This window comes from Spirosoma sp. KCTC 42546 (assembly GCF_006965485.1).
Taxonomy (GTDB): Bacteria; Bacteroidota; Bacteroidia; order Cytophagales; family Spirosomataceae; genus Spirosoma.
The window spans coordinates 1,722,454-1,740,800 of the sequence record NZ_CP041360.1; the positions used below are offsets into that span (position 1 = coordinate 1,722,454).

22 protein-coding genes are annotated in these 18,347 nt (G+C 43.9%); 9 read left to right on the plus strand and 13 right to left on the minus strand.

All coding sequences use genetic code 11. The features are described from left to right. The first annotated feature begins 16 nt into the window (after positions 1 to 16). The 4 genes from EXU85_RS06930 (at position 17) to EXU85_RS06945 (ending at position 5,132) form a co-directional block, all read left to right on the plus strand. Positions 17 to 1,120: an alpha/beta hydrolase family protein gene (locus EXU85_RS06930; RefSeq protein WP_142776628.1), complete on the plus strand. Its 1,104-nt coding sequence runs from the start codon at positions 17 to 19 to the stop codon at positions 1,118 to 1,120. Between the two features lie 405 nt (positions 1,121 to 1,525). Next, on the plus strand, positions 1,526 to 2,701 hold the full coding sequence (locus EXU85_RS06935; protein WP_142771378.1) for an ABC-three component system protein: 1,176 nt from the start codon (positions 1,526 to 1,528) through the stop codon (positions 2,699 to 2,701). 3 nt (positions 2,702 to 2,704) lie between these two features. Continuing rightward, on the plus strand, positions 2,705 to 3,202 hold the full coding sequence (locus EXU85_RS06940) for a three component ABC system middle component (protein WP_142771379.1): 498 nt from the start codon (positions 2,705 to 2,707) through the stop codon (positions 3,200 to 3,202). 49 nt (positions 3,203 to 3,251) lie between these two features. Then, positions 3,252 to 5,132: a DUF3732 domain-containing protein gene (locus EXU85_RS06945; protein ID WP_168207753.1), complete on the plus strand. Its 1,881-nt coding sequence runs from the start codon at positions 3,252 to 3,254 to the stop codon at positions 5,130 to 5,132. A 368-nt stretch (positions 5,133 to 5,500) separates the two neighbouring features. Here EXU85_RS06945 and EXU85_RS06950 read toward each other — a convergent pair whose 3' ends face one another. Then, positions 5,501 to 5,878, minus strand: coding sequence for a hypothetical protein (locus tag EXU85_RS06950; RefSeq protein ID WP_142771381.1), 378 nt, complete (start codon positions 5,876 to 5,878; stop codon positions 5,501 to 5,503). A 388-nt stretch (positions 5,879 to 6,266) separates the two neighbouring features. Here EXU85_RS06950 and EXU85_RS06955 point away from each other — a divergent pair, with 388 nt between their 5' ends. Next, the gene (locus EXU85_RS06955; protein ID WP_142771382.1) at positions 6,267 to 8,045 is read left to right on the plus strand and encodes a DUF885 family protein; all 1,779 of its coding nucleotides are present in this window, start codon (positions 6,267 to 6,269) and stop codon (positions 8,043 to 8,045) included. 180 nt (positions 8,046 to 8,225) lie between these two features. Here EXU85_RS06955 and EXU85_RS06960 read toward each other — a convergent pair whose 3' ends face one another. After that, positions 8,226 to 9,200 (minus strand): hypothetical protein, encoded by a 975-nt coding sequence (locus tag EXU85_RS06960; protein ID WP_142771383.1) that lies wholly within the window; start codon positions 9,198 to 9,200, stop codon positions 8,226 to 8,228. Positions 9,201 to 9,601: 401 nt separating this feature from the next. Continuing rightward, on the minus strand, positions 9,602 to 9,844 hold the full coding sequence (locus EXU85_RS06965; RefSeq protein ID WP_142771384.1) for a hypothetical protein: 243 nt from the start codon (positions 9,842 to 9,844) through the stop codon (positions 9,602 to 9,604). Positions 9,845 to 10,083: 239 nt separating this feature from the next. On the opposite strand from EXU85_RS06965, the gene EXU85_RS06970 reads away from it, so the two are divergent. Beyond that, complete coding sequence (locus EXU85_RS06970) at positions 10,084 to 10,650, plus strand: antibiotic biosynthesis monooxygenase (protein ID WP_142771385.1); 567 nt, start codon at positions 10,084 to 10,086, stop codon at positions 10,648 to 10,650. Between the two features lie 41 nt (positions 10,651 to 10,691). Here the strand turns inward: EXU85_RS06970 and EXU85_RS06975 are convergent, their stop codons facing one another. The 6 genes from EXU85_RS06975 to EXU85_RS06995 all read right to left on the minus strand — a co-directional run bounded on the left by EXU85_RS06975 (position 10,692) and on the right by EXU85_RS06995 (position 12,692). After that, on the minus strand, positions 10,692 to 11,060 hold the full coding sequence (locus EXU85_RS06975; RefSeq protein ID WP_142771386.1) for a hypothetical protein: 369 nt from the start codon (positions 11,058 to 11,060) through the stop codon (positions 10,692 to 10,694). Between the two features lie 13 nt (positions 11,061 to 11,073). Further along, positions 11,074 to 11,334 (minus strand): hypothetical protein, encoded by a 261-nt coding sequence (locus tag EXU85_RS06980; protein ID WP_142771387.1) that lies wholly within the window; start codon positions 11,332 to 11,334, stop codon positions 11,074 to 11,076. A gap of 1 nt (position 11,335) precedes the next feature. Then, the gene (locus EXU85_RS35280) at positions 11,336 to 11,494 is read right to left on the minus strand and encodes a hypothetical protein (protein WP_168207754.1); all 159 of its coding nucleotides are present in this window, start codon (positions 11,492 to 11,494) and stop codon (positions 11,336 to 11,338) included. A 153-nt stretch (positions 11,495 to 11,647) separates the two neighbouring features. Continuing rightward, entirely contained in the window at positions 11,648 to 11,896 is a 249-nt protein-coding gene (locus tag EXU85_RS06985) for a hypothetical protein (protein WP_142771388.1), read from the minus strand. Between the two features lie 90 nt (positions 11,897 to 11,986). Then, entirely contained in the window at positions 11,987 to 12,376 is a 390-nt protein-coding gene (locus tag EXU85_RS06990) for a DUF5991 domain-containing protein (protein ID WP_142771389.1), read from the minus strand. A 55-nt stretch (positions 12,377 to 12,431) separates the two neighbouring features. Beyond that, positions 12,432 to 12,692: a hypothetical protein gene (locus EXU85_RS06995; protein WP_142771390.1), complete on the minus strand. Its 261-nt coding sequence runs from the start codon at positions 12,690 to 12,692 to the stop codon at positions 12,432 to 12,434. Between the two features lie 291 nt (positions 12,693 to 12,983). Between EXU85_RS06995 and EXU85_RS07000 the strand changes: the two genes are divergently transcribed. Further along, entirely contained in the window at positions 12,984 to 13,415 is a 432-nt protein-coding gene (locus EXU85_RS07000) for a VOC family protein (RefSeq protein WP_142771391.1), read from the plus strand. 124 nt (positions 13,416 to 13,539) lie between these two features. Here the strand turns inward: EXU85_RS07000 and EXU85_RS07005 are convergent, their stop codons facing one another. Both EXU85_RS07005 and EXU85_RS07010 read right to left on the minus strand, forming a co-directional pair. Continuing rightward, positions 13,540 to 13,842, minus strand: a complete 303-nt coding sequence (locus EXU85_RS07005) for a hypothetical protein (RefSeq protein WP_142771392.1) — start codon at positions 13,840 to 13,842, stop codon at positions 13,540 to 13,542. 293 nt (positions 13,843 to 14,135) lie between these two features. Continuing rightward, a complete protein-coding gene (locus EXU85_RS07010; protein WP_142771393.1) occupies positions 14,136 to 14,372 on the minus strand; it encodes a hypothetical protein in 237 nt (78 codons plus the stop codon). Positions 14,373 to 14,446: 74 nt separating this feature from the next. On the opposite strand from EXU85_RS07010, the gene EXU85_RS07015 reads away from it, so the two are divergent. Continuing rightward, positions 14,447 to 15,763 (plus strand): MFS transporter, encoded by a 1,317-nt coding sequence (locus tag EXU85_RS07015; protein WP_210422450.1) that lies wholly within the window; start codon positions 14,447 to 14,449, stop codon positions 15,761 to 15,763. Between the two features lie 15 nt (positions 15,764 to 15,778). Here the strand turns inward: EXU85_RS07015 and EXU85_RS07020 are convergent, their stop codons facing one another. Together EXU85_RS07020 and EXU85_RS07025 are read right to left on the minus strand one after the other, a co-directional pair. Then, the gene (locus EXU85_RS07020) at positions 15,779 to 16,207 is read right to left on the minus strand and encodes a cupin domain-containing protein (protein WP_142771395.1); all 429 of its coding nucleotides are present in this window, start codon (positions 16,205 to 16,207) and stop codon (positions 15,779 to 15,781) included. A gap of 106 nt (positions 16,208 to 16,313) precedes the next feature. After that, positions 16,314 to 16,757, minus strand: a complete 444-nt coding sequence (locus tag EXU85_RS07025) for a carboxymuconolactone decarboxylase family protein (RefSeq protein WP_142771396.1) — start codon at positions 16,755 to 16,757, stop codon at positions 16,314 to 16,316. An 83-nt stretch (positions 16,758 to 16,840) separates the two neighbouring features. On the opposite strand from EXU85_RS07025, the gene EXU85_RS07030 reads away from it, so the two are divergent. Further along, complete coding sequence (locus EXU85_RS07030; protein ID WP_142771397.1) at positions 16,841 to 18,307, plus strand: PLP-dependent aminotransferase family protein; 1,467 nt, start codon at positions 16,841 to 16,843, stop codon at positions 18,305 to 18,307. Positions 18,308 to 18,347: the final 40 nt, after the last annotated feature.

An 18,347-nucleotide genomic window follows, 5' to 3' on the forward strand; every position in this document is an offset into this window, starting at 1 on the left:
CATGAACCGACTTCCTATGAACCGTCTCGCTGTACCATTTCGTCATTTCGTCTATTCGCTCCTGTTGTTAGGGGCTTTTGTTGTCCTGTCTGCTACGCAGGGATATAGCCAGACCAGCGCTGTCAAGGCGGGTAAGGTCGAACGCATCAAAGTGCACGGCAAAGGGCTGGAGGGAAATCTGGCGGGTGATTCACCGGATCGGGATGTATCAATTTATCTGCCGCCTAGTTATCAAACCGATAAGAAGCGGCATTATCCTGTCATCTATTTCCTGCATGGGTTTACCGACAGCGACGATAAGTGGTACGGTTTCACGAAGCACTGGATCAACCTGCCTGCAGTGGCTGATAAGGCGTTGGCGGAGGGGAAAACGAAGGAGTTTATCATCGTGACACCTAATGCCTACAACCGGTTTGCCGGAAGTATGTATTCCAATTCCGTGACGATTGGCAACTGGGAGGATTTCGTAGCCGATGAACTGGTGGCCTATATGGATAAAAACTACCGCACCATTCCGCAAGCCAGCAGCCGTGGCTTAGCGGGGCACTCGATGGGTGGGTATGGCACGATTCGGATTGGACAGAAGCATCCCGAAATCTTCTCCAGTTTATACCTGCTCAGTCCCTGCTGCATGGTGCCGAACATGAGTGGATCGATGAGTGCGGAGCGGGCGGCTCAGGCGGAGGGTGTCAAGACGGTGGCTGATTTGGAGAAAGCCGATTTTGGTACAAAAGCCATGTTTGCCTCGGCGGCTTCGTGGTCACCCAATCCAACGAACGGGCCTTTCTTTCTGGACTTGCCGGTGAAAGATGGCCAGCCGCAACCATTGGTTACGGCCAAATGGGCCGCCAATGCCCCCCTGGCAACGCTGGATCAATACATTGGCAACATCAAACAACTACACGCGCTGGCCTTCGATGCAGGCTCGAAGGATGCCAGTATTGCCGCCAACAACAAAATCCTGGACGGCATTCTCACCACCTACAACATTCCGCATACCTACGAAGAGTACGACGGTGATCACATCAACCGAATCGCCGAGCGCATCGAACTAAAAATGCTTCCATTTTTCACGGCTAATTTATCGACGGAGCTGGTGAAGGGCGGGAAGAAGAAGTAAGTTGGGGAGTTTGATTTAGAGTTGGTTGGGTTGTTCGGCGTAGTATTTTAACTACGCCGTAGCGTTATCCGGTCTCTGACCGTTTTGATAGATACAATTTTTGTTTAGAAATACGCCGGTCAGAGACCGGATAACACACGAACGTAGTGAATACTCCGCTCAACTAGGAAGTGAGTAGCTCAAAAATTGTTCATTACTTCTAAAAGCTCCTCAAAACAAGTAAATGCAGTGTACAATGATAATCGTTTGGGTATAAAAAATATGCGCTAAGAAACTCTAGCTTTCATAAGAAAGGCAAATAGAGGAGTAGTTATTGTGTAGTTTATTGTTAAAGTGTTGATTTGTAGATATTTTATTCTATAATTGTTGCTAATAAATATTTTATGCAAATTTTCATAGATAATAATGATAACACAGTTTTCCGCACCAGAGCAGTCTTTAGGGTACCATTACCAAATTCGTTACGCATTGTATCTTTTATTGAAATCTTATGCCGAGAAGGACTCGGCATATATTCAACTTGAAAATTTAGATGATATTACTGTTGGGGATATAGATCAATTGGATCTTTTTCAAACTAAATTTCATGCTCAAAAGACGGTAAATTTATCGAATTCGAGCGTGGATTTATGGAAAACAATACGCGTTTGGAGCCAATCAATAATCGACAATTTAATTGATTTAGATAGAGTTGTTCTCTTTTTAGTGACAACTTGTGAAGTCTCAAACGATTCAATTTTGTTAGAACTAACTCAAAGAAGTATAGGTCAAAAATCTAACAAAGAAATTGCTGAAAAATTGACAGAAATTTCTAAGAAGTCAAGAAATTCTACTTTGCAAGAATCTTTTACGGCCTATAACCTTCTTTCTGATTTACAGAAAGAACAAATGATTAGTAGTATCCAGATTGTCGATTCTTCTTTAAGTTTTGACGATATTGAGAAGGAGGTAAAAAAATACTTACAACTTGCAATTCTACCACAATATATAAATGGGGCCTATCAAAACTTAGAAGGCTATTGGTATGGCGAATGTATTAAACATCTATTAGGGCAAAAAGATGCGATAAGATTTAATGATTTACAAAAAGTTATATGGGATATACGAGAAGAATTGTCTAATGACAATTTGCCAATTGATGAAATTATACGCTCTGCAGATATAGAAAGGAATGGATTTGATAAACGTATATTTGTTAATCAACTTATAATAGCTGGAGTTGGTGTAAATACTATTAGTAGAGCTATATTAGACTTTTATCGAAGCTCTGAACAAAGGTCAAAATGGTTACGAGAGGAACTTTTAAACCCTGAAGAGGAAATTATGTATGATAAAAAATTGATTGATGACTGGCAGATTAAATTTTCTATATTGTTGGATGATACAGAAAATATGGAAGATGATATTTGTTTAGAAAAGAGTAAACATTTCTATGTAAATTTTTATGGAAACACCTATCCTCAAATTTTCATCAGACCAAAAGTGACCGAACCATTTGTTGTACGTGGTAGCTGCCATATGCTAGCAGATAAGAAAAAAATCGCTTGGCACCCTAAATTTAACCTATTACTGACTAAATAGTGTATGCTACCTACTTGGAATGATAGGCCTGTTACAGTTGCGCACTTACTGAATCCTGCTTTTTGTGGAGAAATTCTTAGGCGTTGCAGCGAATCCTATAAAAAAAATCATATTGATAAAAAAAGTCTCCCTTTTGCTCTTTGTTTTGTTGTTTTACCGTTAGTCCTTCATTTATCAATAAGGACTGCTTTACCTAAGAAAAGTAATCGTAGATTAGTAGACTGGGTAGAAGATAATAAATATTTAGTGTTAAAGCTTCCAGGCTTGATACGTATGCTTATTCCATATACTAAGGAAGCAATAATGTTTCTAATGATCTATGATGTAGTGATAATCAATACAGTTGGTGAAATAGAAGTAATTAAAAAGTCACCTAAGTACAAAGTGCCTGAAGCTATTGAAACTCTTGAATGTTTTTCAAAGGCTGAAATAATAGGAAGCTGGTTCGCGAAATCGGGCTCTTTTCAATCAATTTTCATAATATTTGGTATCAGACCCTAATATGCAGATTAGAAACATAATACTCTTTGGAGAAGGTGATAAGCGCCGAATGCTTAACTTTGAACTAGGTAAAGTTAATATAATTACAGGCGAGAGTAAGACAGGCAAAACGTCGCTTCTTGATATTATAGATTTTTGTTTAGGTAGTGATGAGTTTAGAGTGGCCGAAGGCCGTGTAAGAGAAAACGTTTTGTGGTTTGCAGTCTTATTACAATTGAAGGCTGGTCAGTTATTAATAGCTCGCCCTAATCCCACAAAAAAGTTTGCATCTGGTTGCTGTATAATACAAGAGGATGAGATAGCAATCCCTTCAATTTCAGAATTACATATAAATTCGACTTCAGATGCTTTAAAAACAAAGTTAACAAGTCTTATTGGAATTGCTGAGTATACACACCAGGCAGAGAATTTTACACGTCCTTCACTTACAGTTAATTTTAAGCATAGTAGGATATATTGTTTCCAGCCTCAAACAGATATTGATCAGAGAGATTTCCTTTTCTATCATCAAAAAAAGGATAGCTGGACTGCACAGGCTATCAAGGATACTTTACCTTATTTTTTGGGAGCAATAAGGGAGGATGTAGTTAAAATAGAACGAGATATTAATGAAAAACGCAGAAACCTAAATCGACTTGAAAGAGAATTAAAAGAAAATGAAAATATTTCTCAGCAAGCAGTTAGTAAAGCTTTTGAGCTTCTAATTGAAGCTAAGCAAGTGGAGCTTATAGATAACAACATTGTTGCTGAGAATCAGAATCAAGCTCTTAACTTACTTAATGAAATATTAACGAGAGAAGTATTAAATGTGGAGCCAATTTCAGAAAATGCGAATCTTTTAGAATTGCAGAATCAAAGGAATGATCTGAAACAAGAGATTGACTTAATAACTGATAATATTAAAGCTGCAGAAGGATACGAGAAGGACGCTTTTAAATATACAAATGAAGCAAAAGAACAAAATTATAGACTTGAAAGCATTGGGTTATTCGTAGATAAAGCTAATGCCTTAAATGACATATGCCCTCTTTGCTCACAAACTATAGAATCTCACATTCCAACAATTAAAGAGATTACTGAATCCCTTCAGTTTTTAAAAGATAACCTCGAAGTTACTCAACAAGAACGACCAAGATTAACTAATTATATTTCCGAATTACAAAAGCAAAGAGAAGAAATTAAAAAGAGAATTCTTTCCACAGAGAGAAATATAAATGCAATTTATAAAGAACGAGAGCAGTCTCAAAAGCTACAAGATTTAAATGTTAGAAAAGGTAGAGTGTTCGGTAGGATAAGCCTTTACCTTGAAAGTAGCCAGTTAAGTAGCGCTACCTCATCTCTAAGGCAAGCAATTTCTAGTCTACACTCTCAGATTGAAACCCTTGAACAATTATTAAGTAAAGATGACAAGGATGAAAAGCTTGAAATTGCGTTAGATCAATTGAGCATTCTAATGACTAATTGGTCTAAGGAACTAGATTTGGAGTTCCAAGATGCTCTAATAAAATTTTCGATTAAATATCTTACGTTGTTTATAATTACTCAAGATAAAAAAATTAGGTTTGATCAAGATATTGGAAGTGGAGAGAACTGGGTTTCTTATCACTTACTTATTCATTTTGCCCTACATAAATATTTTATTATAAATGATCGGCCTGTTCCTAACTTTCTATTGATAGATCAACTCTCTCAAGCTTATTTTCCGCCAGAAAAAGATACCGGCACAGGTAATACCGAGCAGAGTAGTGATGAGGTTGCTATCAAACGTTTATTCGATTTTGTATTTAGAAGAGTCGAGGAGCTAGACGGAAAATTTCAAGTAATATTGATAGATCATGCTAAATTGAAAGATGGTAAATTCCAGTCAGCTATTATAGAAGAATGGCGAAATGGAGTTAAATTGATACCCTTAGATTGGTTTATTTCATAATAACCACTTTTAACCTCCGCTTGGCGTAGTTTGAATTGTGTTAAATTCCCTGACCAGTCTGTATATTGACAAAGCCCCCCGTTCGGGGTAGTATTTACTACGTCGGTGCGTTATACGGTCAGAGACCGGTCTACTAAATCCAACTAGCCTCTAAATGCCGATGACACCGGTCGGAGACGGGGTAATACACGAACGTAGTGAGTACTTTAACTGGGTAAAGGGAGCCTTTTGCCAAGTTAAAAACGCGGTGGATGGCGTACAAAGAGTCGTTTGGGGCACGAGCCAAACGGGACACTTGGATAACTTCATAGGCGATATTTCTTCGTTCAGAGGAAAATAATTATGCCTTGATATGTTTGATAGAAAACTTAATAAATTTTGTCGATTGATAAATAGTTAGCCCACTCAGTCTTAAACGTTTTCTTTATAAGGCCAGGAGTTCCAGTTGTATCATAAAGCCTAGCGAAGCTTCCATCAAATTTTATCACTTTGCCAACCACTTTGTATGTATCCGGCAAGTTGCAGAATACGCTAGTTTCTCGGTTATTAATCGTATCAACCGTTGAGCTAGGCCAACTTACATAATAACGATCAAGCTCTTTTGAATAAGCTATAGGAACGCTTATCGCTAACCGGCGAGTCGATATGACTTTACCACATGCATAAGATGTATAATCGGGATCGGGAGTCGTTTTGTGGCATCCAGCTAAACCCAAAATCAGACAGAGTGAAATGAATTTATTCATGTGGCGTAGAATTTATCCAATAACGTCTCATGATTTTCTTATTATATAATTGAGGGGTGGACATTATTGAAAAGCGACTTTGAAGGCTTCCGTTCTCGCTTGGCTTTCCGACCGGGCTGGCGTACCAGTGAGGACTATTGTTTCAAGGGCCTCTGGCCCGTTTCTGACGTACTACTCCGGCCAGAGGCCGTTAAAAAAATAACCCTCACTGGTACGCCAGCCCGGTCGGAAAGCCAAGCGAGAACGAGAAACAAAGGTGGTTGCTCGGTTAATTAGTAAAAACCAATGATACCGGGTAACGTTCGAGTATAGTCTCAGACCAGCCTGCAAAATACAATCTCTACTATTTACCCGTATCTTTCGAGTCAACAGGCTATTCCTATCATCCATGAAAAAAAGCGTTTTACTATCCTTGCTAATCGCTACGCTATTGAGTTGTAACCCTAACAAAAGCGAACAAACCACTACGTCCGATCCTAAATTTGCGGCTGTACTGGACGACTATTATGAGCAACGGTTAAAACTGTTTCCGCTGGAAGCGACCAGTCAGGGCGATAATCGGTATAATGATCTACTGCCCAATGACATTTCGCAGGAATTTCTGGAGCAGACGAAGACGTTTTATACCGCTACCCTCGATAAGCTAAAACCGTTTGATCGCGAAAAGCTGTCTGACGAAGACAAGATTTCCTACGACATTTTGACACGGGAACTAGCACTGCAACTGGAGCAATATCCCTTTCATCAGGAAGACATTCCCTTCAATCAATTCGTTGGGTTGACGTTGACGTTTGGGCAGTTAGGCAGTGGAGAAGGATCGCAACCCTTCAAAACAGTGAAGGATTATGACGATTGGTTAAAACGGGTTTCGGCGTTTACCGTTTGGGGCGATACGGCCATCGCTGCGTTTCGCAAAGGCATAATTACCAACAACGTATTGCCGAAAAGTCTGGTCGTGAAGATGATTCCTCAGATGACCGATTTAGTAGTGACCGATCCCACCAAAAGTCTGTTCTACGGCCCGATTCAAAAATTACCCGCCACCTTTAGCGATGCTGATAAAACCCGGTTAACCGCTGCGTATAAAAAAGCGATCCTCGGGCAAATCGTACCTACCTATCAGAAGTTAGGGACGTTCCTGAAGAATGAGTACCTGCCCAAAGCCCGGACCACCTCGGGTATCGACGTGTTGCCCAAAGGGCCGGAACTCTATAGCTATCTAGTTAAGGTTCAGACAACCACCAACGACACGCCGGAAGAAATCTATCAGATTGGTCTGAAGGAAGTGAGTCGGATTCGGGGCGAAATGGAGAAAGTAAAAACACAGGTAGGCTTTAGCGGGAGCCTGGCTGACTTTTTTACCCACCTCAAAACCGATAAAAAGTTCTATCCCTACAAAACCCCGAAGGAAGTATTAGCCGCGTTTAACACCATTCTGGCCCGGATTGAACCGAATCTGAAAAAAGAATTTACGAACACCCCCAAGTCGAAATTCGAGATCCGGCAGACCGAGAAATTCCGCGAAGCCTCCGCTAGTGCCGAATACAATCAGGCAGCGGCCGATGGGAGCCGTCCGGGCATTTTCTACGTACCCATACCCGATGCAACTAAGTTCAACGTCACCTCGGGTATGGAGTCGTTGTTTTTGCACGAAGCCATTCCGGGGCACCATTATCAGCTATCGTTACAGCAGGAAAATACGAGTTTGCCCAAGTTTCGGCGGTTTGCCTGGTATGGCGCTTATGGTGAAGGCTGGGCGTTATACTGCGAATCGTTGGGGAAGGAACTTGGCCTCTATACCGATCCATATCAGTACATGGGTGCCCTGGGCGATGAAATTCACCGGGCCATTCGGCTTGTGGTGGATGTGGGTCTGCACACCAAGCATATGACCCGTGAGCAGGCGATCAAGTACATGATGGACAACGAACCCATTGCCGAACAGGGTGCTACCGCCGAAATCGAACGCTACATGGCCATTCCCGGTCAGGCGCTTTCCTATAAAATTGGGGCCATGAAAATACGTGCCTTACGGACCAAGTACGAGCAGCAACTCGGCACTACATTTAGCCTGGCCGCCTTCCACGATGAGTTCCTTAAAGATGGCTGCATGCCGCTGGATGTGTTGGAGCGCAAAATGGACGCCTGGGCAGCGAAGCAGAAATAAACGTCTGTTCGGCGTTCTCGCTTGGCTTTCCGACCGGGCTGGCGCACCAGTGAGGAGTATTACTTCAAGGGCCTCTGGCCCGTAGTTGTTCTCATTGAGCGTAGTGAATACTACGCTCAATGAGAAGCTTCCTATTGAAATTCATCTACAACTTACTCCTAAAAAATATTCGCAATACTATTATTTTAATGCTCTAAATATTGCAATGATGTTTGGTAAGCCTGCAACTGCCTGCCCATGAGATGCTTTAGGGATATTGAGCGCTATAATATCCTTATTATTCCTAAAAAAAGCGATTTCTGGTTCAGTGACTCTGCCTACAGCTCCGTCATATTCAGATAATGAATAAGCTATTTTCTTATAAAAACTCTTTCCTGCCAAAAGACTGGTGTAATCTTTTAATTCACTTAATTGAATTTTAGTTAGAACATTAAAGTAAGCTTTTTGCTCTGTAGGCACTGCCGAAGTTTTAAACGTAATTCCATCCTGACCATAATCATAGTCTAATCCTGAAGTATAAGCAGTAACAATTTTAGTATCACGGATTAAACGATTACCTGACATAATATGATAATCAGCTAGTGTTCTTCCATCTGCCAGATAAGAGTCAACAAGAAATGAGCCATTCGAGTGTCCATATAAAACAACTGCTTTCTTTAAAGACTTCAAATATTTTACTGCATTCTCCATTAAAGTGAGATTGGCAATACGCACCTCTTCAGCATTCGCATCGGTAAATGTGGTTCCACTCCCAAAAATAGTTAGGTTAAGATTATGGGCTTGTTTTAAACCAACGGTTGACCATCTGTTATTTCCTGTACTATATTGAACATACTCATCAATAATATGAGTACTTGAAGTATCGGTTACATGCCTTGGGCCACCAGCTACGAAAAGCACCACTGTATCTTTCAGTGCAGTTGGATCAAAAGCTTTATCTAAGGCATCATAATAAAAAAGTGTCGTTTTCGTATCACTTGGAATGGTCGTTGGCTGGTAAGAGACTTGTTTGGTAACATTAAAATTCGCGCTGTTAGGAATTGCTACAAATGTTGGTGTTGCAACAATATTGACATTATCCTCTACTTGACATGAAGTAGAAACAATAGCTAATGCTAAAAATAACCCTAAAGATTTTTTAAGAGTAAGTAACATACCTTTCTTTTTAATGGTGCATTCCAAATGCACCTAATTGAACATTGGGACCTGAATACTTTCTATAAGGAAAGCCTCTTGGCTAGAGCGCAAATATACTAGCTATTTTATTGAAAAGTTACTTTTGAAAAAAAATAGAAACTTTATTAGTATAATAATAGTATACATTTAGTGTACTAAAAAAGAAAGGCTAAAATAATAGAATATTATTCTAGCCTTATTAGTTTACTATAATCTATTAAACGCGTAATAGATCTATGCGCAACCCCTCAATAGCCATTCGATGATTAGTTATTATAAACTGATAAAATACGTCGAATCGCGGCTTTCTTTTTTTGTATATTTCTCTCAGTTCTCGCTTGGCTTTCCGACCGGGCTGGCGCACCAATAAGGAGTATTACTTAAAGGGCTTCTGGCCCGTAGTTGCCGTCTTTCTCCGGCCAGAGCCCGTCAAAAAAATAGAACTCACTGGTGCGCCAGCCCGGTCGGAAAGCCAAGCGAGAACGCCAGCTCCCTCCCGCAATGCCGGTCAATACGGGAAACTCATTCACCGGAGCAGCCCTGGTTATTCCTCTTAGGCCTAAACGGGGGAGCTGTTGGTCTAAGGAAAAGCGAAAACGTAAGGCGGGATCGACGTTGGGCATGGCTTACTGGTAAGCAGGCAAACATATTGGAAAGGGGAGGACAGAGCCAGTATAAATCGCCGATTTTGCAGTACATTGAGTGGTTTGTAGCTTTAGAAATAGTCGAAAATTGACAGAAAATAAGAACTTTACAGCGTGATGAGGTATCCGGTAGAGTTGCTTTCTACCTATTGCCTTCGTGCCCCTTGGTGTTAGTTTTATCTGCAAACGTAATCGCTAGTTAGAAAGCAACATCCGCTATGTCAGCCAGTATCCCCATCGAACTCGACAGCGCTGTTACGACAATCATTGTTCAGCGTCCCTATAAAGATCAGATTCAGGCCTACGAGAACTGGTTGCAGGAAATGGTTCCGCTGGCGCAGGGATCGGCCGGGCATCGGGGGGTAAATGTTATTAAGCCGCACGGCCAGAATGAGGAGTATACCATTGTCCTTCATTTCGCGTCTGAAACTACACTGCGTAATTGGCTGGAGTCTGATACACGCCGACAGATGGTTGAGAAGGTGCGCCCGTTTCTAAACACCGACGAGAAAATAGAAATTAAAACTGGGCTTGAGTTTTGGTTCACTCCGCCCGAAGCCCGGAAAATGGTACCTCCTCATAAACAGTTTTTACTAACCTGGTCAGCTATTTTTCCACTATCCGTACTTATTCCGTGGTTGCTTTCGCCCTTTTTTTCGGCGTTTCCTTTTCTGGCTGTTCCTTTGGGTAAGCCTTTGCTGACGAGCCTGCTCATTGTGGCGCTCATGACCTTTGTGATCATGCCACGTTATACCCGGCTTGTTGCTAAATGGCTCTACCGCTAAGCGTTCGGCAGAATGAATCCTACCTTCAACAAAGCCGGCTGCTAATTATCCTTTTTACGACTAGATCGAGGCCGTGCAGTACGTTTGGCTGTTTCATAGGCATTAACAGCACTAGAGTCTGGTACTACCGAATGAGTGCCATCGGGGTTAACAATGATTGAACCATTACCCATGCTATGTATGGTGGAGTGGGTACCATTTGGGTTCACAAGAACGGAGCCGTGTCGTGTTGAGTGCGTACCATCCGGATTAACAATGACGGAGCCATGTACCGTTGAATGGGTGCCATTGGGATTGACAATGACGGAACCGTGCTGTACCGAATGGGTTCCATCTGGATTGACGATGACCTGTCCGTGAGCGGCTAGTACGCCCAGACAGAAAATGAATGCAAGTCGATAAGTTGCCATTGGGATTGTTTGGTCAATGCGGTTCAGGATGTTCCAGCACTAAGGTACCAGCTGCCTTACGGCCACCGTTGAGTTGAACGCCCATGGCATAGGCCTGATACACAAACGGCACAATGTCAGTACCATCATCCCTGGGGAAGAAACTCGTTTGGTTGTGAAGCATATTCACGAACAGCACAATCGTTATGTCTTTCGGTAACTTCATCCAGATGGTCCGCAGGCCCACATAAGGGGCGCTACTGGTCATGTACCACCAGCCATCATGGTAGGCCATGTTACCCAGCGTGATGGCACTTTTGCAGGCGATTCGTTAAGGTTTGGGCAACCTGATCCGCCAGTGTTAGCGTAGTTGGCGTTGGGTCCTGGTTATGCTTACAGGCATTCAGCACGAGAAGGGTACCCAGACACAAGCTAGTTAGTAACGATCGACGCATTGGCTTAACATACGAAAGTCATAGGTGTAGAAGCCAGATTAGCCCGGAAATACTCGTATTGTACATTTTGGGGTGTCGGCTTCTCACAACCGACACCCCAAAACGGTTTATAAAAAGCGCTGTTGGCCTAGATAACAGCGTTGGGCCATACCATCAACCATGCATGCGGGTAAGCCCACCCCCAATCAGATCAGTATCCAGTTGACCTACATACAGGCCAGGACTTTTAGACAGACTGTTTCCGACAAAGCCACCTGAAAAGGCGCTTTTTGTGGTAGCATCAACCAGATCGCTCCCCGCACTTGTACCGGACTTTTTGCTAAAGTATTTGTATAGACCAAAGCCAGCAGCCAATGTTGCTCCCAGTGCAATTCCTACAATAGTGGTCACCTTCTTATCCATGACTGTTTATGCGATTGTTTGTAGACGTAACAGACTACAGGAAAAATGGTTTTAGTGCGTGTGGTAACGCAGGAAAAGCTGAATTGGCTCTTAACTCTTGTGCATCGCTAGTTTCCCGTCGAATATTTGCTTCCATTGCCAGCTGGTTTTGCCTTTCTCGCGGGTTAAAATGAATAGCGGTTGATTAAGATTAACACGATCTTTGGCATAGAATGCCCCATCGGCAGTGGATCGGTAATAGACCTTCAATGTTGTTGGGTTACCGGTTGCCCAGCACTCTAAAGTGTAGAACGTTTGAATCCCCTCGGCATGAACTTCGCATAAATTCATACCCCTGTATTTGTCTTTTACCGTGATGGAATAAGTAACACCCTCGGGGTGCTCCCCCGACCATTTACCCATCCAGCTATCTGTTTGCTGGAAACTGAACAGAACGGTGGCTGTAAGCAATAAACAAGCGATAAAGACTGACTTGTGCATATTGATCTAAAGGTTTAGAGAGCAATGGAAGGCCAGGTAAAAAGCCATTGAGTTGTTAAGATCGTTGGAATATGTACCACATAAACGCAACCAGGATGGCTTCAATCACCCATACATGCAGGGTATTCTGGTGTGCCAGTCGGCGAACTAAAAAGTGAAGGCCAATGGCTCCGGCTGCAATGGGGATGCCGAAGAAAAACTGCAACACGTTGTTTTCCCGGTTCCTATCAACAAACCCATAAAGTATCATGATAACGCCTGCCAGCGATAACAACATGAGTGGCGTAATCAGGCTAAACACTTTTGAGAGATCCATCTGTCAGTATGTTATGAGGCTGATTCTACCTGCTCCTGCATTGGGGTTGTAGTAAACCTCCTGATCGTGTGTCAAATGCAGACGATATCTTTTTAACCTGAATGATACTTTTATGTTTTGCAATAACGACCAGATAACGCCTAAAATAGCCGAAGACTCAGTCGCAAATACAGCCTGACAATAGCCTGGAAAGATTGCCGCAATCGACCCTTACTTTGTCGTAATTACACCGCATTCGGTTGCCTGGTGTTTCGTATTTTTGTAGTGTAAATCATTAAACAACAACTACTTATGGCTACGAAAATCTTTTTGAACCTGCCCGTTAAAGACCTTAACAAATCCATCGAGTTTTTCACTCAGCTAGGTTATAGTTTCAATGCTCAGTTCACCAATGAGAACGCTACCTGTATGATTATCAGCGAGGATATTTTTGTGATGCTATTGGTGGAGAAGTACTTCAAAACATTTACCCGGAAAGAAATTGCAGATACCAGAAATGTGACCGAAGCTATCATCTGTCTCTCTGCCGAAAACCGGGAAGCGGTTGACGATCTGGTGCGTAAAGCAGTAGCTGCTGGGGCAACAACACCTAACGAGCCACAGGACCAGGGCTTTATGTACGGCCACGGTTTTGAAGATCTGGATGGCCACCTGTGGGAAGTTATGTATATGGACCCCAGTGCTATCAATCAGGAGCAGCCCGTTGCAGAAGCAGGGGCCTGATAAACGTGTAAAAAAACGCCCCCGACCAGTGTCTTGGTCGGGGGCGTTGCTTAAGAAGGTATGGAAAGATGCTGGTTGCTTTTTGGGGTATTAGTTAGTATATCAACGACTTACTGATAAAGGCCTAACAGTCAGCAAATTCTTTGTCTTCCAGAATATGCACGACCTCAATGAGTGATTCGGTTTCCAGATCGTCCCACGTAAACAGTTCATCGACCTTTTCGTCAACGATGATCGCCAGGCCCTGTTCAGTAATCGCATTAAATTCCTGACCTTCATATTCCCATTCTTCGGTCAGCGATACTTCAGGCATCACCTCGCCCCTGTGATTCTTTACATTTTCCCGATATAATCGGCTGATCAGATTCTTAATTCTGGTCCGAAGGGATTCATGCTCTTCAATGAGGATCTGTGCATTTGGGTCCATAATACTTTAGAAAGTTAACGGTTGATACTGAGTTTTGCATTGCTAGTCTCGATGTGTACAACCTTAGACGGATTTCAGTGAAATAGTATCAGGGAGCGCACTGGTTTTATGGAATTTCTAGTAACAAAATGTTGTAAAAATTTGATTATGAAGACGTTATTCTATCTAGATATTAATTGTAGATAGAATTAACAGTTGAATCAATGTAGTTGTCGGTTTTAGAAAACGCAGCAGGCCAGCCATCTATGAGAAGATGGCTGGCCCACATGGAATGAAACAAAAGTGTTTATCAATCACTTATTCGCTGGATCCTGGCTGCGGATAATTAACTTATCTACTTCCAGTTCACCAATGCGTAATTTGTGGATATATCCCCGGCCAATGCGAAACTGACCGATGGCCAGAGCGCCAATGGCCAAGGCACCCACAGCTACCGCACCAACGGCAAGCGCTCCCACTGCCCATCGACCCACAGCCACCTGACCAATGGCCCGGCTTCCTGCTTGTAGCGGTAAGTTGAATCGGTTCATAGTATAGCTTTTTAAGCAGAACTTATCTGAACCCACTGGGTTTTATTGTATTATCCTACGGACTAAAACTCTTGATGAACCGATTTTACGCCATTTTAGCCAACTCGCTGGTTGCCTCTCTGACCAATAATCTCGTTTGGTTTGCCGTTACCTTCTGGGTTTACCTGGAGACGAAGTCAGTAGTAGCTACGTCGCTGATGGCGGGTGTCTATTCGGGTACGGTCGCGCTGTCCGGCTTCTTTCTGGGTTCGCTGGTGGATCGGTACAAGAAGAAGATTTCGATGATCGTTTCGAGTCTTGGCTCCCTCGTTTTATACGGGCTCTCGTTTATCATTTTCATCTCGACGCCAGAGAAAGTCTTCAAGGACCCGGAAAGCCCAGTTCTCTGGGTGTTTATAGTCCTCTCGCTGGTAGGAGCCATTGCCGGAAACATACGGAGCATCGCGCTCTCAACACTCGTAACGGTTCTGATACCTGAGGAAGGCCGGGATAAAGCCAATGGAATGGTTGGCACCACAAACGGCGTTTCCTTTCTCGTTTCCTCGATTTTCAGTGGCCTGATTATTGGCTTTCTGGGTATTTTCTGGATGCTGATCATCGCCATTGGGCTAACCGCGCTGGTGCTGATTCATGTGTGGTTGTTGTCGATCCCCGAAAAAGGGATTATCCATACCGAAGAGCATACCAAACGCATCGATATTCGGGGAACGATCAAGGCGATCAACCTCGTGCCAGGACTTTTTGCGCTTATCTTTTTTAACACCTTCAACAACTTTCTGGGTGGGGTTTTTATGTCGCTGATGGATGCCTACGGCCTGTCATTGGTAACGGTTCAGACCTGGGGTGTTTTGTGGGGCGTTTTGAGCCTGGGATTTATTATCGGTGGGCTGATCGTATCGAAAAAAGGGCTTGGGAAACAGCCACTGCGAACCTTGTTTCTCGCTAACATCGCCATGTGGACGATCTGCGTTTTCTTTACGATTCAGGCGTCTGTCATTCTGCTGGCAGTGGGCATGTTCATTTACCTGTGTTTGATTCCGGTAGTTGAAGCCGCCGAGCAAACGATCCTGCAAAAGCTGATTACACCGGAACGGCAGGGGCGGGTGTTTGGCTTTGCGCAAAGTATTGAACAGGCGGCCTCACCAATAACCGCGTTTATGATTGGCCCCATTGCGCAACTTATATTTATTCCGTTCATGACGACCGGAGCTGGTGTGGACCTGATAGGTTCCTGGTTCGGGACGGGCAAGGATAGAGGGCTCGCCCTGTTGTTTACCGTTACTGGATTGATTGGCCTGATCATTACGATCATCGCCATGAAGTCCAAAGCCTATGACACGCTTTTAGGCAACTACCAAAAGCAGGCCGAACCGCAGGCTGTTGACGAGTAAACAGGCCTTAACATCTTATTTCTCGGGTACCGACGTGGGTTTACCTGGTTCGGCCAGGAAGAAGACCAATAGTTTGGCTGGGACTGTAGAACTCGTGTTGCGGGCTGAGCTGTGTAACCCATTGGTAAATTCATAAAAGGAGTCCCCTTTCTTGTACACATGCGTCTTGCCTTCAAAAACAGACTCGATTTCACCTTCCAGTATATAGCCAAACGTTGGGCAGGGGTGGCGGTGAGCGGGAGATGAACTGTTGGGTGGGTAATCCACGATCAGCATCTGGCCTTCCCGATTGTCAATGCCTTTTTCGGCCAGTAGCTGTTGGAGAATAATGGTTCGACTGACCTTCATGGGGCTGCTACTGGTAGCTGCATGTTCATGTTGAGCAAAGAGCTGGCCCGATAGCGAACTCGCCAGTATGGCGTAGGAAATAAGTAGTGTTTTCATTTGAAAAGTAAGAGAAAAAATTAACCACAGAGGCACAGAGAACACAGAGATTTATTGCCTCAAACTACTCTGTGTTCTCTGTGCCTCTGTGGTTAAAAAACAATGATCAATCCTGATCCGCCACCATGTGCGTGGCGATGGCAATTCGATTCCAACTATTAATGGTGATAATGGCCAGGATTAGCTGAGCCAGTTTCTGTTCGCCAAGCAGACGTACGACGTTGTCATATACCTCGTCGGATACACCCTTGTTGGTTAGCTGCGTCAATTCTTCGGCGAGTCGCAAAACGGCCTGCTCGACTTCGGTGAAGAACGGTGTTTCCCACCAGGCACTTAGGGTATACAATCGTTGTTCGGTTTCGCCAAGTTGGCGAGCTTCTTTTCCGTGCATGTTGAGGCAATAGCCGCAGCCGTTCAACTGCGACACGCGCATTTTAATCAATTGCGCCAATTTAGGGTCAAGGTCGAATGACGCTACCTGTTTTTCTGCTTCCAGCATTGCTTTGTAAACGCGGGGCTCAACCTCTTTAAGGAACATTCTGGCTTTCATAAACTGTAGTTTTATTACGACAAATGTCTACCTTTCCTGGCCTACTGTATTAGTCCAGACGTTAGAAATAAGGTAGTCCAGCTATGCCCTCATTCAAGGATTTTATTCAGATCGATAAAGGTGCTGACATCGCGATTTATTTGCAGGTCGTCAATGCGATTATCCAGCAAATTCGCCGGGGACAGTTGCGGAGTGGATCGAAATTGCCGGGCTCCCGTGAGTTGGCCGAAGCGCTAACGGTTCACCGAAAAACGATCGTGGCTGCTTACGACGAACTGATGGCGCAAGGGTGGATCGAGATGATTCCCCGAAAGGGAACCTTCGTGATGCAGGATTTGCCCGAGATCAAGCCAAAAAAGCTAAAGCAGGGTGAGCCCGTTTTGCTGTACCCCGAAAAGACGATTTTCGCCATCCCGGAAAATCGCCCAGGAGCGTTTCCGGACCCCGTTATTCCTGATTCTACCAGACTAATTATCAACGATGGATTTCCCGATACACGACTGGTGCCCAATGAACTACTTCTCCGCGAATTAAGAAGCCTGGGCCGACAAACTGCTTTCCGTAAATATCACATGTATGGCCGACCGGAAGGAACCGACTACCTACGTGAAACCCTGGCTGGATTTTTACGGGAAACCAGAGGCTTGCCTATTTCAGCCGCTAATGTCATGATTACGCGAGGGGCGCAGATGGGTATTTACCTGACGGCCCAACTCTTGCTCAAACCGGGCGATCAGGTCATTGTAGGGGAGTCGAGTTATTTTGCCGCTACCCTAACATTTCAGCAGGCAGGTGCCCATATCAATCGGGTGCCTGTGGATGAGTTCGGAATTGACATCGACGTAGTAGAACAGCTTTGCGAAAAGAAACGGATCCGGTTGCTGTACGTAATCCCGCATCACCATCACCCAACCACCGTAACGCTACCTCCCGAACGGCGGATTCGACTCCTCGAGTTAGCGGCTACTTACAAGTTTGCTATCGTTGAAGACGATTATGACTACGATTTCCATTACACCAGCAACCCCGTGCAGCCCATGGCCAGCCTCGACCACCACGGCAGCGTTATCTACATCGGAACACTCAGTAAAACCCTTGTTCCGGCCGTTCGGGTTGGCTTCATCGTTGCTCCCGAAAACTTTGTTCGAGCTGTTGCTAATTTACGGATGGCCATCGACCGGCAGGGTGACAGTATGATGGAAATCGCCATTGCTGAATTGTATCGAAACGGAACCATCGGGCGGCACATTCGGAAAGTCGTGAACCTCTATCGCGAGCGAAGAGACCATTTTTGTGCCTTATTGACGGATCGGCTGGGGGAACGGGTTTCGTTCAAAATACCGGATGGAGGTATGGCCATCTGGACGAAATTTACCGATAGCGATCTTCGGCAGGTTTCGGTAAAGGCATATCAGAAAGGATTGATCATGAGCGATGGCCAGCGGTACAATACCGGCCAGACAAACTACAACTCCGCCCGATTGGGCTTTGCGTCGCTTACCCTGAGCGAGCAGGGTAAGGCGATGGACATTCTGGTGAATTGTTTGTGAAGGGGCTGGCGCGAGCATTTGCTCGTGCCTGTTAATGAAG